Source organism: Kosakonia sp. MH5, assembly GCF_009935945.1.
Classification (GTDB): Bacteria; Pseudomonadota; Gammaproteobacteria; order Enterobacterales; family Enterobacteriaceae; genus Kosakonia; species Kosakonia radicincitans.
Genome location: NZ_QODH01000001.1, coordinates 182788 through 197383 on the forward strand (window position 1 = coordinate 182788; position 14596 = coordinate 197383).

Here is a 14596-nt window from a genome sequence, read left to right on the forward strand (position 1 = left end):
CACTAATAAACCGCAGGCGGCTTAATCAGCGCCGGGGATTTTATCACCCCAAAATAAGGATCTGGTATGGAATTCTTTTATTTAATTAAAGCAACTCAGAAATCAGGCAAGCCAAGTGCAGTTGTCTGGTTCAGTGCGAAAACCGAAGCTCGTGCAAAATTGCAGGTACAGGTAATTCTCGAAGATAACGAAATCGCTACCGGGCGCGGCCACGATTATCAGTTGCCGGTACTGACTAATTTCCCTGTGGTTGACGATCTGCCAGCAGAAGAAGCTATCGACTTCACCTGGTGTGATCGTTATTCGCTGACTGATGACGGACGTACTTGGCTGAAAATTACCAGCCAGGCCACAACAGACACTCAGGATACCGAATCAACAGAGGGTGCTGTAAACGAAGCAGCAGATCCGGTTTCGTCCCCCGCAGAAACATCCCCCCTGCAAACGAACACCCACTCAGACGTGACGGAGGATGATGACGAAAATACGTTATATCCGGTGGTAAAACTGCGTCTGCCTCAGCGAATTATTGCACAGTATCTGAGTGACAAAATGCGCCATCACGTAACTCAGTCTCAGCGTGTGGAGATTGGTGCTATGGAGATGGACAGCGATAATAACCATGTCCAGAACCTGCTACTTGCTGCGCGAAATATCCCCGGCATCGACAATCTGACAACGCATGAGTTGTGGAAATTAACCAGTGCCATCAAGTCAGTATTCCCGGAAGAAAAACGCCATGAGCTTGCTGTCATGGTTCAGTTTATCCTGGCGTGGTCTGATACCCATCACATTGACCGTGGCCTGCTTGTAAAAGAATGGGCCGCTGGTAAACGTATTCCTGCCATTCAGCGCACCGATACTGGCACCAATGCAGGCGGCGGGAATGCCACCGATCGCAATCCTGACTACGAGCATACGCTGGACACCCTAGATATTGAGATCGCAGCGGCAACAATGCCGATGGATTTTGATATCTACAACATTCCTGGTTCAGTTCACCGCCGTGCGAAGGACATTGTCGCAGCCAAAGAAAGTCCGTTTAAGGAGTGGTCAGCAGCGCTGCGCAAAACGCCTGGCATCCTCGATTTCTCCCGCGCGGCTATTTTCGCCCTTATCCGCAGCGCCACTGAAAATGTGCATCACTTCCCGGTCAGCTTACAGACCTATATCAACGCAAACCTCACTGAGCATCAGCACGACAAACCGACGGATGAAACCCTAGCGGCGGCGCGTCAGATAGACAGCGCTGCGGTTGTCGCCGGGGTGATTCAGGGCGCCGAGCCGGTTGAAAGCCTCGATAAACTTGCCACTGAATTTGCTGTCGTGGGGAAAGCGGCAGCCGAAGCTACCCGCGCGTCGGTGAGTGAAACGACCGGGCAGCCGGAAGTGAAAAAGCTTGGCGGCGGGATGTTTTCCATTGATGGCCTGATCGGCAATACAACCCAGACAGATACGAAGGAGGATGCCGGCGATGTGCAGATGGAAAAGACTTTCCAGATCGAAGACCAAAATACTGCTGCGCTGCCGGGAGGCGAAAGCGTGGATCTCGCTGGTACGCAAACAGATACCCTGAGCACCCATGACATTATGGCCGCTGCGGCCCCGCTGATGGCCGCCGCAGTTGCCGGGCCGGAAAGCACCCAACCGTTACAGGACGAAGTGCAACAGCATGCAGCAGACGCAACACCGGAACCTGAATACCCGGCATTCTTCGAACCGGGCCGCTACGAAGGTTTGCCGAACAACGTTTACCACGCGGCAAATGGTATCAGCAGCACGCAGGTGAAAGATGCCCGCGTCAGCCTGATGTACTTCAACGCGCGCCACGTTGCCAAAACCATCGCCCGCGAACAATCGAAGGTGCTGGATATGGGGAATCTGGTGCATGCGCTGGCGCTCCAACCTGAAAACCTTCTGGCTGAATTCAGCATTGAGCCGGAGATCCCGAAAGGCGCATTCACCACCACAGCAACAATCCGCGCCTTTATCGATGAATACAACGCCGGGTTGCCGCCGCAGTTAAGCACAGATGACATTAAAGCGCTGCTGGAAACGCACAACGCCACCCTGCCCGCGCAACTGCCGCTAGGCACATCTGTTGACGAAACAGGGCAAAGCTACATGTCCCTGCCGGCAGAATATCAGCGCATAGAAGAAGGCCAGAAGCAAACTGCCACAGCAATGAAAGCCTGCATCAAAGAGTACAACGCCACCCTGCCCGCCCCGGTTAAAACCAGCGGCAGCCGCGACACATTGCTCGAACAACTGGCGCTTATACATCCCAACCTGGTGGCGCAGGAAGCGCAGAAACCCGCCCCGCTGAAAGTATCGGGCCAGAAAGCAGATCTGATTCAAGCGGTTAAAAGCGTTAATCCCGATGCAGTCTTTGCCGACGAGCTGCTGGATGCATGGCGCGAGAACCCGGAAGACAAAATTCTGGTCACCCGCCAGCAAATGGCAACGGCCACGGCGATTCAGTCCGCGCTGCTGGCGCACCCGACCGCCGGGAAATTCCTCACCCACCCTGGTCGCGCCGTTGAAGTGAGCTATTTCGGGTTCGACGACGAAACCGGGCTGGAAATCCGTGTGCGTCCCGATCTGGAAATCGATATGGGCGGCATCCGTGTCGGCGTAGACCTGAAAACGATCAGTATGTGGAACGTCAAACAGCCAGCTTTGCGGGCAAAACTGCACCGGGAAATTATCGACCGCGATTACCACCTCAGCGCGGCCATGTACATGAACACCGCAGCACTGGATCAGTTCTTCTGGATTTTCGTCAACAAGGATGAGGGCTATCACTGGATCGCGATTGTCGAAGCCAGCCCGGAACTCATCGAACTTGGAGCGCTGGAATACCAGACCACCATGCGCGCTATCGCGAACGCATTCGACACAGGCGAATGGCCTGCGCCGGTTACCGACGATTACGCCGACGAACTGACCGACTACGACCTGCGCCGCCTTGAAGCGCTGCGCGCACTGGCAAATGCATAAGGGGGGATCATGGGAAATACAAATGTTGCAGTAACAGACCAGAGCGCAATTGTTAACTCAAACATCGCGCTTTTCGACTCGCAGTACCTGAACGCCATCAGCGCTTTTGCGCAGATGATGTCGCAAGGAGCTGCAACTGTCCCGCGTCACCTCCAGGGAAATGCGGCGGATTGTATGGCTGTGGCTATGCAGGCGGCGCAGTGGCAAATGAACCCGTTCGCCGTAGCGCAGAAAACACACCTGATTAATGGCGTGCTGGGTTATGAGGCGCAGCTCGTCAACGCGGTGATTTCCCGTAGTGGCGTGCTGGCTTCTCGTTTCGAATATGAATGGTACGGCCCGTGGGAAAAGGTGATTGGCAGATTCAACATCAAGAAAGGTGAGAAAGGCGAATACCGGGTTCCTGGCTGGAGCATGGCGGACGAAGAAGGGATCGGCATCATCATCCGCGCCCGGCTAAAAGGCGAGGAGCAATACCGTGAACTGGATTTACTGCTGGCGCAGGCACGGGTTCGAAATTCCACCCTGTGGGCGGATGATCCACGTCAGCAGCTTGCTTACCTTGCGGTTAAGCGCTGGGCGCGACTCTTCTGTCCGGATGTGATCCTCGGCGTATACACACCGGATGAGCTTGAAGATCGTCAGGAAAGAGTCATCAACCCTGACCCGGCACCACGCGTAAGCGTCCAGGAGATTACTGAGAGCGAGCCACAAAATCAGACGGTGATCGATAACACTGATGGACAGGAAACCAAAGCAGAGGCATTCCGCGCGCGCATTGATGCCGCTGAAACACTGGAGGCTGCGACTGCTGTCGGTAATCAGATTAACGAGGCGAAAGCAGCTCTCGGCACTGCCCTCTTCACGGAACTGAAAAACAAGGCAACGCGTCGTTATCACCTGGTCAACAACCGGAACAAGGTTGAGGCGGCGATTAATTCTCTGCCATCGCCCGGCGAACCCGGCGCGGCGGAACAGTTTGCCGCCGTGGAGCGTACGCTTTCCGCAGCAAAACGCCACCTGGGCGATGATTTGTACGAAAAATACAGCATCACGCTCACCGACATGAAACCCGAATACGTTGGCTAATCGACGTCGGGAGGGGCAACCCTCCCGCTCTGGAGGATTTATGGAGCGAGAAAACTGGAGTGTCGAAGATCTGGCGCTACTCGCCAGGCACCGTAATCAGTCGGTGGCCGAGTTGACCGGGAGGGATATTGAAGAGGTACGGTCACGGCGGCTACAGCGCAACATCGAAATTAACTGCTGGGACAAATTTGATCCGGAGCGTGCGCATGAAGCTGATTAACCGAAGCAGCAAAAATTCACCGCTGGCGCGACAGGCCTGCGACGCGGCTCTGGCATCGCATGTTGAGAAATTTGGCCCATACGGGCGCCACGACAAAACGACAACTTACACGGTAATGGTTGAAGGCGTGAAAATTACCGTTGAAGTGGTCAACCGCCCTGCAAGCTATGTTGCGACAGCACTGACAGGAAGGCGCCGTATACGCTCACTTGTAAGCCGTGGAATAAATTCAGAGCGCGAGGAAGTATGAAAATCAGGACAAAAGACAACGAGGGCCACTACTTCCGGGAAGTGGTTAATATGAGACATGGAGCCACTGACGTGGCCTGAGTATGGTGTGAGGTGGGTATGAATACGATTTTTTTATTACTGGCTGAATTTGAAACAGCATCAATACCTCTTGCCGATGTATGCGAAAAATACTTTGGCATGAAGTCAGCGACCGCTGATAAAAAAGCTGCGTTGGGACAATTGCCTATCCCAACGTTCCGGGCTGGCGAAAGCCAGAAAGCGCCGCGGATGATTCATATTCAGGATCTCGCCGATTACATAGAGAAACAAAGGGCGGCAGGAAGAGAACTTTTTAAACAAATGAACAGCTAGTGACATGCCGGGCTTCGCCCGGCTTTTTCGTATTGTTTGATGCTATTCCTTTATATTTTACCACAGCCCGGCACCCCACAAGCACCCCATTCGAACATAAGGCAATGATAAATATATAATAAACCCCGACATTGTGCCGGGGATTTCCTTCAGTGCGTTATTTTTTCAGTTCGGCAAGCGAGAGCCATGTCTGCACCACGGTGTCCGGATTCAGCGACAAACTGTCGATGCCTTCATCCATCAACCATGCGGCGAAATCTTCGTGATCCGAAGGCCCCTGGCCACAGATACCGACGTATTTGCCATGTTTTTTCGCCGCGCGAATCGCCATCGACAGCAGGGCTTTCACCGCCTCATTGCGTTCATCGAACAGTTCGGAAACGACGCCGGAGTCGCGATCGAGGCCCAGCGTAAGCTGCGTCATATCGTTGGAACCAATCGAGAAACCATCAAAGTGCTCAAGGAACTGCTCCGCCAGCAGTGCGTTGGACGGAATTTCGCACATCATAATGATCTTCAGCCCGTTCTCACCGCGTTTCAGTCCCTGGCGCGCCAGTTCATCAACCACGGCTTTCGCCTGCTCCACGGTACGAACGAACGGGATCATGATCTCAACGTTTGTCAGCCCCATCTCGTTGCGCACGCGTTTTACCGCTTCGCATTCGAGCGCAAAGCAGTCGCGGAAGCTGTCGGCTACATAACGACCCGCCCCACGGAAACCGAGCATCGGGTTCTCTTCTTCCGGTTCATAACGCTCGCCGCCGACCAGATTGGCGTATTCGTTCGATTTAAAATCCGACAAACGCACAATCACGCGCTTCGGCCAGAACGCCGCGCCCAGCGTGGCAATCCCTTCCGTCAGACGACCGACGTAAAACTCAACCGGCGAGTCAAAACCTTTCATCATCTCGCGAATTTCGTTTTGCAGCTTCGCTTCCTGATCATCAAACTCCAGCAGCGCGCGCGGGTGAACGCCAATCATGCGGTTAATGATAAATTCCAGGCGCGCCAGCCCGACGCCTTCATTCGGCAAACAGGCGAAATCAAAGGCGCGATCCGGGTTACCGACGTTCATCATGATCTTCAGCGGCAGATCCGGCATGGTATCGACGCTGGAGCTTTTCACGCTGAAATCGAGCAGATCGGCATACACATAACCCGTGTCGCCTTCGGCACAGGAGACAGTTACTTTTTCACCGGTTTTGATACGTTCGGTCGCATCACCGCAACCTACCACCGCCGGGATCCCCAGTTCACGGGCGATAATCGCCGCATGGCAGGTTCGACCACCACGGTTGGTGACAATCGCAGCCGCCTTCTTCATGATCGGTTCCCAGTCCGGGTCGGTCATATCGGTGACCAGCACATCGCCCGCTTCAATCAGGTTCATTTCGCTGATGTCGTGGATCACTTTAACCGTACCTGCGCCGATGCGATGACCGATAGCGCGGCCTTCAGAGATGATTCGCCCTTGCGCATGCAGCGTATAGCGTTCCATCACCTGTCCACGGGAGCGCACCGTTTCCGGACGCGCCTGCACGATAAACAACTTGCCGGTATGGCCGTCTTTCGCCCATTCAATATCCATCGGACGACCATAGTGTTTTTCGATTTGTACCGCCTGTTTGGCCAGCGCCTGCACATCGGCATCGCTCAGCGAGAAGCGATCGCGATCGGCCTGCGGCACATCTTCAATCTGTACCTGTTTACCGTGTTCCTGCGTGGGCGCATAAATCATGCGGATCTTTTTCGAGCCCATCGTGCGGCGCACAATCGCCGGACGGCCAGCCGCCAGCGTCGGTTTATGCACGTAGAACTCATCGGGGTTGACCGCGCCCTGCACCACCATCTCGCCCAGCCCCCACGCAGAGGTGATAAATACCACCTGGTCGAAGCCGGATTCGGTGTCAATAGAGAACATCACGCCGGAAGCGCCGATGTCCGAGCGCACCATACGCTGCACGCCCGCAGAGAGCGCCACGCCGCGGTGGTCATAACCCTGATGCACGCGGTAAGAGATAGCGCGGTCGTTAAACAGCGAAGCAAACACGTGTTTAACAGCCACCAGCACGGCGTCATAACCCTGAACATTGAGGAATGTTTCTTGTTGACCGGCGAAAGAAGCGTCCGGCATATCCTCCGCCGTCGCCGAGGAGCGTACGGCAAACGAGGCCTGCGCGTCATCCTCCGACAGTTTTGCATACGCATCATGAACCGCTTTCTCCAGCTCCGGCGGGAAAGGCGTATCGACAATCCACTGGCGGATCTGTGCGCCAGCTTTCGCCAGCTCAGAGACATCGTCAATATCCGTGTTATCCAGCAGCGCATAAATACGTTGATTTAAGCCGCTCTGTTCAAGGAACTGGTTAAACGCATCGGCGGTGGTCGCGAACCCATTCGGCACGGAAACTCCCACACCTGACAGGTTAGTAATCATTTCACCAAGGGAGGCATTTTTGCCCCCAACTCTGTCTACATCATTCATGCCGAGTTGGTCATACCAAAGCACCAGCGGAGACGAGCCATTGTTGGACATCGAAACAATCCTTTTGTGATATATGAATGGGTAAAATCTCAGACTGCGTATTAATCCTGGCATAATTAATTCGCCGGAAAAAACGGTGAATCGTGTAAGCAATTCCAGATTATGGTTTTTCGGACAGATTCCCATCAATTAATCACGCGGCGAGAATATCTCTTTTTAGAATATCCTTATTTTTCATACGCCATCAAAAAAAGTGAACCCTGTAGTTCATAAAAAATAAAAACACCATTTCATTTTAAAAATGAGAAAAAGGAGATACGCACAATGAAGATTTTAATTTATGCTTTCAGAGAATTACGTATGAAAGTCAGGATGGGTTAAATGGACAGTTCTGTTGATCGCCACGTGTTTTATATTTCTGATGGAACCGCTATCACCGCTGAAGTATTGGGCCATGCGGTGATGTCGCAATTTCCGGTCGCCGTCAGCAGCATTACCCTGCCTTTCGTGGAAAACGAGAGCCGCGCCCGCGCCGTCAAAGATCAGATTGATGCTATCTATCAGCAAACGGGCAACCGTCCATTGGTTTTTTATTCCATTGTGATCCCCGAAATTCGCTCTATTATTTTGCAAAGCGAAGGATTTTGTCAGGACATTGTTCAGGCGCTGGTTGCCCCATTACAGCAGGAATTAAAGCTCGATCCCACCCCGATTGCGCATCGCACACATGGGCTTAATCCGGGTAATTTAACCAAATATGATGCGCGTATTGCCGCAATTGATTACACACTGGCACATGATGACGGTATTTCGTTGCGCAACCTCGATCAGGCTCAGGTCATTTTACTGGGGGTATCGCGCTGTGGAAAAACCCCAACCAGCCTCTATCTTGCGATGCAATTCGGTATTCGCGCAGCGAATTATCCCTTTATTGCCGATGATATGGATAACCTTGTACTTCCGGCTGCGTTAAAACCGTTGCAGCATAAATTATTTGGTCTGACCATTAACCCTGAACGCCTTGCAGCAATTCGTGAAGAGCGGCGGGAGAACAGCCGGTACGCTTCTTTGCGACAGTGCCGCATGGAAGTAGCGGAAGTGGAAGCGCTTTATCGCAAAAATCAGATTCCCTGTCTTAACAGTACCAACTACTCAGTTGAAGAGATTGCGACCAAAATGCTCGACATCATGGGACTGAACCGCCGCATGTACTAAGCGTGGCTGCACCAGTTTTCTGGCTGCGGATTGCCCGGAGAACAGGCGGCATAACGACGAAAAGCGATGTTTGCGGATATTTAAAAATAAGTGACATATCAAGAGAGATGTCACTTATACACATATCAACAATGCGAGATCATTGCAGTTAATAGGTTGCTATTAGATGAATAACAGAAGTGGAGAGAGGCACAACAGCCCTGCACCAACCACGCCAGCACCTGCCACACCAACCCCTACAGCACCGACCACACCAATAGCGCCGAGCGTACCCACCACGCCAATCGCATCAGCCGCGATGCCGCCTAACAATCCCATCGACAGGCCGGTGTCTCCAAACGAATAATGATCTTCACCTGGAAGCATCATATCAATCAACTTACCAATACCGCCCCCCAGCATAGCACCCGCTACGGAGAAAAGAATTCCACCTGAAGCATATTGCATTTCATGAGTTGTAAGTTCTTTCATTTCATTATCCTTAATATTAATTGTTCATTTATACATAAAACAAATAAGAATACCATTTTGAAATCAATAAAATAATTTCCAGTGACCAATGATACTCTTTATTGTTTATGCATCACCCAAAATCGCCAACAATAATGATAAGCGCATTTTTGGACGTATTACATCACGGATGGTCAATAAGAAAATATGGACACTTCGTAATATTAATGAGCCGATAGGAAATCATAAATCAATAATTGTATTTTACTGTGGGGAAGTCCCCACAGTAAAATTAGCAGCAACTCACCTTCCGTGGCGATTTATGATTTACTTTCTGAAAATATTCATAATACTGGTGAAAAGATTCAGGCTGGTTTCAAGCACAACGCCGATGCCCTTACCAATGTTACGCCCTAAATCAGTTGCGAAAGAACTTTTCCCGCCAAAGGCCGCATCAATCACAATACCAATGCCTTCGCCGAGCATACCCGCAGCCAGAGAGATCAAACCTGCACCGGATACGGCCTGCATTTCATCATTGCTGAGTTGTTTCATCAAATTCCCCTTAATCTTGAAACAATATTTAAATATTCAGCTGAAAAAAAATAGGTTTCAGCTTTCTGGAGCTATCACATGACAACTCCAAATTCTTTTATAAAATATGCTTAATAGTATCTGCCAGCGATGAATACATTGTCCAGAAATAGAATTAGATATTTTTCCTAAAAAACACTTAAAATGAAAATCATACAGAAATTTAATATTCTTTCTTGCCACATGATTTAGCAATCATTTTATAACAGTAAGCATAGCGCGGATACATTTATCAAATATATTGTACGAAAAAGAAATTTCCGATAATAATTCCGGAAAGCGGAAATAATAGATAGTGTTCAGTTTGAAAATAATTACTATCTGACACGACTGGCGATCACACTGTAGAAGACAAATCACAGCAAAGCGTGCTCAAAATATGCTCACTCAAAATGTATTACGCTCATTATTGTACTAACAAGCTAGTACACTGATTCATACTGCGCTATGATATCTGCCACTGAAGTAATGCGCTTCGCGGCCATACTTGAAATAAGCCGCGATTGGTTTATGGTGTGCGCATCACTTCCGGCATTCCTGCCGCTGAAGCACCTAATTTTGAGACGCTTGATGAACAAAACCGATGAACTTCGCACTGCGCGCATCGACAGCCTGGTGACACCGGCTGAACTGGCGCAGCGTTATCCTGTTAAACCTGATGTTGCCGAACATGTTATTGCATCCCGGCGGCGAATAGAAAAAATCCTCAATGGCGAAGATCGCCGTTTACTGGTGATTATTGGCCCCTGTTCCATCCACGATTTTGATGCGGCGGTAGATTACGCGCGTCGCTTGCAGACGCTGCGCGAGAAACATCACGCTCAGCTTGAGATCGTGATGCGCACCTATTTTGAAAAACCGCGTACGGTTGTTGGCTGGAAAGGACTGATCTCCGATCCGGACCTGAATGGTAGCTATCGCGTTAATCATGGTCTTGAACTGGCGCGCAAGCTGCTGCTCCAGGTCAACGAACTGGGTGTGCCAACGGCGACTGAATTTCTCGACATGGTAACAGGGCAATTTATAGCCGATCTGATTAGCTGGGGGGCGATTGGCGCGCGCACGACGGAAAGCCAGATCCACCGTGAAATGGCGTCAGCGCTCTCTTGCCCGGTCGGTTTTAAAAACGGCACCGATGGCAATACCCGCATCGCGGTCGATGCGATCCGCGCCTCCCGCGCCAGCCATATGTTCCTCTCGCCGGATAAAACCGGGCAGATGACCATCTATCAAACCAGCGGTAATCCTTACGGGCATATCATTATGCGTGGCGGTAAAACGCCGAACTATTACGCCGAAGATATCGCCAATGCGTGCGATACGCTGAGCGAGTTTGATCTGCCGGAATACCTGGTGGTGGATTTCAGCCACGGCAACTGCCAGAAACAACATCGACGTCAACTCGATGTCTGCGACAATGTTTGTTCGCAGATTCGTAACGGTTCGACCGCCATTGCTGGCGTGATGGTAGAAAGCTTCCTGCAGGAAGGCACGCAGAAAATTGTCAGCGGCCAGCCGCTGGTTTATGGGCAATCCATTACCGATCCTTGCCTGGGCTGGGACGACAGTGAATTGCTGCTGGAGAAACTGGCGGCCGCTGTCGCCACCCGCCTCTGATCGCATCCCGCCGCCAGGCGGCGGGATCCTCTTCCCCTACTTTATCCAGGGGGAAATCGCGAAATGTTACAGAACACCCTTGCTACCAGCTGGCATATTATTGATAATGATTATCATTGTTGATAATAAGCAACCTTGAAACAGTTATGTCGCATACGGATAGCACGACTGCCGCACTCATCGCTTCGCAGGAAAAACCTACCCATATCAGCCCGACCGATCGTCGCATCAACAGTCAACAGCTACTGGGCGAAGAAGGCCGGGTGGTGATTGAGCATAAAGGACAGCAATATCTGCTGCGTCAGACCCATGCCGGGAAGCTGATTCTGACGAAATGAACCGGTTTAACTCGAACAACTGACCTCCAGCCGCTTTCCCCAGTCCGGTGGGCGGCTGACATAATCATCGTTACGATCGCGAAACGGCTGGCGCAGCGCTTCATGTAACTGCGCCAGTTCACTGGCGTCGCCTTTCTCAGCGGCATCAATCGCCCGCTGTGCCAGCCAGTTGCGCAACACCAGCGCCGGATTCACACCGGACATCAGCTGTTGCCGTTGCGCATCGTCAACCTGCTCCTGTTGCAGACGCATCCGGTACTGAGCAAACCAACGGTCGAACGCCGCACGATCGATAAATTCATCGCGCAGTGGCGAAGAGGCGCTCTGCTGCTCCGTCTGGCTGAGCAGACGGAAGGTACGCGTATAATCACTGCCCTCACGCGCCATCAGCGCAAACAGTTCCGTCAGAAGCTGGTTATCGCCTTGCTGCTGCGTGAGGAAACCAAGCTTACCGCGCATCAGCACGCCATATTCTGTCAGCAACAGATGTTGATAATCATCCAGCGCACTGTTCAGCGACTCAATGTCAATAAACGGCGACAGCGACTGCGCCAGACGTTGCAGGTTACACAACGCCACTGCAGGTTGATTATCGAAGCTATAACGCCCTTGGTAATCCGAGTGATTGCAGATAAATGACGGCTGATAATCGTCGAGGAAACCGAAGGGGCCGTAATCAATGGTCAACCCGAGGATCGACATGTTGTCGGTATTCATCACACCGTGCGCAAAACCGACCGCTTGCCAGCGGGCAATCAGCGTGGCAGTGCGTCGGACGATATCGCGGAACCACAGCACGTACTTATCGGATTCATTCTGCAAATGCGGCCAGTGGTGGCGGATGGCAAAGTCGGCCAGTTGGCGTACTTTTTGCGGTTCGCGCCGATAATAAAAATGCTCGAAATGGCCGAAACGCAGATGGCTTTCAGCGATGCGCATCAGCATAGCGCCCTGCTCGCGGCTTTCACGCATGACCGGCGTATCGCTGGTAACGATGCTCAGCGCGCGGGTCGTCGGAATGCCAAGATGGTGCATCGCCTCTGATGCCAGACTTTCTCGGATGGTTGAACGCAGAACTGCGCGTCCATCGCCCATGCGCGAATAAGGCGTCAGCCCCGCGCCTTTCAGATGCCAGTCGCGGGTAGTGCCATCCGGCAGTTGTTGTTCACCGAGTAAGATCCCGCGACCGTCGCCCAGTTGCCCGGCCCAGACACCGAACTGATGTCCACTGTAGACTTGCGCCAGCGGCGACATGCCTGGCAGCAATGCTTCGCCGCCCCAGACACCGGCACCCGATTCGGGATGAAAAAGCGCATCCTCCACGCCCAGCTCCTGCGCCAGTGGCGCGTTGTGCCAGATCAGACGGGCATTGTGCAGCGGTGTCGGAGATAATGCAGTGTAAAATTCTGGCAGTTCATCACGCCAGCGGGTAGTAAAAGACAGGGTCATGGTTCCTCCTGCCTTTAGTGTAGTGCCAACCACCAGGTTTAAACACCGGCGAAAAGCAGGGCTATGAGTGGATCAGCGATGTGATCTGCGCAGCGTTGACTGGTGGCCATAGTGCCCCTTGCATTGCGCTGAAGTGAAAAGGTTCCGCCCGCTTCAGGGCAGATTCGTCATCAATGCCCGCAATCATCATTGACTGACAATAGGGACTTATCTGCGAAACGATCGCCCGCATAAAAGGTTCAAACGAAGGAGATGCTAATCGTTGCTGAACAAAATTTTTATCTAATGCGACACGTTTAAATAACCCGTCAAAAATGGCTTTAGTCGATGCCGTTCCGACACCAAAATTAGCCAGTACCAGCGGATATTGTTTCGCCAATAGAGACAGAGAAGGATCCTCTTTTCCTTTATTTAAATTGAGGAAATTCTCATTTATAGTAAATTCCAGAAAAGGGAATTTAGCCACGCTGGCAGCCAGCGTCTCGTCGGTAAGTAAGGCTTCAACAATAGCCGGGGAAATATTAATCCAGGCAATTAATTGATGTTGTAATAAAAAGAGCTGACAGGCCTCTATTAGCGCCAGTTGCTCCTTAAAAAGTTGCAGCATTTCATCAGCCTGCAGGCGCGGGGAAACCAGCTCTGCCGGGGCGCGGACATTACTGTCTTTCCCCACAAAGTTAACGATAACTTCCAGCCCCTGAAGCATTCCGTTACTTTTTCTCGCTGGCTGTAATAAAAGCTCCGGGTGATATGTATCATCAAGCAAAATGATCATTGTGCCAGTCCCGCGTTAAGGGTGATATCCGGAATGGCTAAACACAAGTAGATGAATTCCAGGCTTAATGATTTTAGTGAGGTTAACTCCATTTTTATCCCATTTTATATTTGGCTTCTCCTTTATTAGGTTGCTCACTAATAGTCTTTTCGCCAGATTCAATGTCCACTTATGATAATTAATATTCTAAAAGATAATTAGTGGAAACATCCTGGTTTAACAAATTTTTGCCACGACTGCGCAGCGCTTAAATGCGCCGCGCCTGCCAGAAATTTTTCCGCCAATAGACGTTATCCAATGAAGAACGCATCACGCCGCGGCTGGTAGACGCATGAATAAATTCATTGTCAGTATCATAAATTCCAACATGCAGCCCGCTTTCGCCGGAACCGGTTTTGAAGAACACCAGATCGCCAGGCAATAGATCATCTTTGTCGATTTTCGTGCCGATCTCAGCCTGCTGACGTGTTTCGCGCGGTAGTTGAAGCGCAAATTTGTCGCGGAAAGTCATCATCACAAACCCGGAACAATCGACGCCTGAACGCGTCATACCGCCGTAGCGATACGGTGTACCTCGCCACTCGCTCAGTTGATCGTTCAGACCCGCGATCACCGTGATCGAATCCGACAATCTTGGGTTAGGTGGCGGAGCGCGATGAGAACTACATCCTGCAAGGAACAGTGCCGCCGCCAGAAGAAACCAGATACGCATTCTGGATCTCGCCTCGTACTTTATTTTTATCGGAATAATCTACCGTGTG

General features: G+C 51.5%; 14 protein-coding genes. 8 read left to right on the plus strand and 6 right to left on the minus strand.

Annotation, left to right across the window (positions count from 1 at the left end; all coding sequences use genetic code 11):
* Positions 1 to 66: 66 nt before the first annotated feature.
* From DK872_RS00915 to DK872_RS00935, 5 genes are all read left to right on the plus strand, one after another.
* On the plus strand, positions 67 to 3000 hold the full coding sequence (locus DK872_RS00915) for a RecE family exodeoxyribonuclease (RefSeq protein WP_161517904.1): 2934 nt from the start codon (positions 67 to 69) through the stop codon (positions 2998 to 3000).
* Positions 3001 to 3009: 9 nt separating this feature from the next.
* The gene (locus tag DK872_RS00920) at positions 3010 to 4089 is read left to right on the plus strand and encodes a RecT family recombinase (protein ID WP_161517905.1); all 1080 of its coding nucleotides are present in this window, start codon (positions 3010 to 3012) and stop codon (positions 4087 to 4089) included.
* Positions 4090 to 4129: 40 nt separating this feature from the next.
* On the plus strand, positions 4130 to 4309 hold the full coding sequence (locus tag DK872_RS00925) for a hypothetical protein (RefSeq protein WP_161517906.1): 180 nt from the start codon (positions 4130 to 4132) through the stop codon (positions 4307 to 4309).
* Entirely contained in the window at positions 4296 to 4559 is a 264-nt protein-coding gene (locus DK872_RS00930) for a DUF4060 family protein (protein ID WP_064566976.1), read from the plus strand. The genes DK872_RS00925 and DK872_RS00930 overlap by 14 nt, the downstream gene beginning before the upstream one ends.
* Before the next feature lie 98 nt (positions 4560 to 4657).
* On the plus strand, positions 4658 to 4912 hold the full coding sequence (locus tag DK872_RS00935; protein ID WP_007374662.1) for a pyocin activator PrtN family protein: 255 nt from the start codon (positions 4658 to 4660) through the stop codon (positions 4910 to 4912).
* Positions 4913 to 5069: 157 nt separating this feature from the next.
* On the opposite strand, the gene ppsA is transcribed toward DK872_RS00935, so the two are convergent.
* Complete coding sequence (gene ppsA, locus DK872_RS00940; protein WP_071920679.1) at positions 5070 to 7448, minus strand: phosphoenolpyruvate synthase; 2379 nt, start codon at positions 7446 to 7448, stop codon at positions 5070 to 5072.
* 330 nt (positions 7449 to 7778) lie between these two features.
* Here ppsA and DK872_RS00945 point away from each other — a divergent pair, with 330 nt between their 5' ends.
* Positions 7779 to 8612 carry a pyruvate, water dikinase regulatory protein gene (locus DK872_RS00945; protein WP_035886099.1) on the plus strand — a complete coding sequence of 278 codons (834 nt, stop codon included), beginning with the start codon at positions 7779 to 7781 and terminating at the stop codon, positions 8610 to 8612.
* Between the two features lie 162 nt (positions 8613 to 8774).
* Here the strand turns inward: DK872_RS00945 and DK872_RS27280 are convergent, their stop codons facing one another.
* A complete protein-coding gene (locus tag DK872_RS27280) occupies positions 8775 to 9083 on the minus strand; it encodes a hypothetical protein (RefSeq protein WP_007374658.1) in 309 nt (102 codons plus the stop codon).
* A gap of 306 nt (positions 9084 to 9389) precedes the next feature.
* Entirely contained in the window at positions 9390 to 9617 is a 228-nt protein-coding gene (locus DK872_RS00950; RefSeq protein ID WP_007374657.1) for a hypothetical protein, read from the minus strand.
* A 609-nt stretch (positions 9618 to 10226) separates the two neighbouring features.
* Here DK872_RS00950 and aroH point away from each other — a divergent pair.
* Positions 10227 to 11273 carry a 3-deoxy-7-phosphoheptulonate synthase AroH gene (gene aroH / locus DK872_RS00955; protein WP_007374656.1) on the plus strand — a complete coding sequence of 349 codons (1047 nt, stop codon included), beginning with the start codon at positions 10227 to 10229 and terminating at the stop codon, positions 11271 to 11273.
* Between the two features lie 146 nt (positions 11274 to 11419).
* Positions 11420 to 11611, plus strand: a complete 192-nt coding sequence (gene hemP, locus DK872_RS00960; protein ID WP_007374655.1) for a hemin uptake protein HemP — start codon at positions 11420 to 11422, stop codon at positions 11609 to 11611.
* 6 nt (positions 11612 to 11617) lie between these two features.
* Here the strand turns inward: hemP and selO are convergent, their stop codons facing one another.
* The 3 genes from selO to DK872_RS00975 all read right to left on the minus strand — a co-directional run bounded on the left by selO (position 11618) and on the right by DK872_RS00975 (position 14547).
* Positions 11618 to 13060, minus strand: coding sequence for a protein adenylyltransferase SelO (gene selO / locus DK872_RS00965; RefSeq protein ID WP_161517907.1), 1443 nt, complete (start codon positions 13058 to 13060; stop codon positions 11618 to 11620).
* Positions 13061 to 13121: 61 nt separating this feature from the next.
* A complete protein-coding gene (locus tag DK872_RS00970; protein ID WP_007374653.1) occupies positions 13122 to 13835 on the minus strand; it encodes an EAL domain-containing protein in 714 nt (237 codons plus the stop codon).
* Positions 13836 to 14082: 247 nt separating this feature from the next.
* The gene (locus DK872_RS00975) at positions 14083 to 14547 is read right to left on the minus strand and encodes a C40 family peptidase (RefSeq protein ID WP_007374652.1); all 465 of its coding nucleotides are present in this window, start codon (positions 14545 to 14547) and stop codon (positions 14083 to 14085) included.
* Positions 14548 to 14596: the final 49 nt, after the last annotated feature.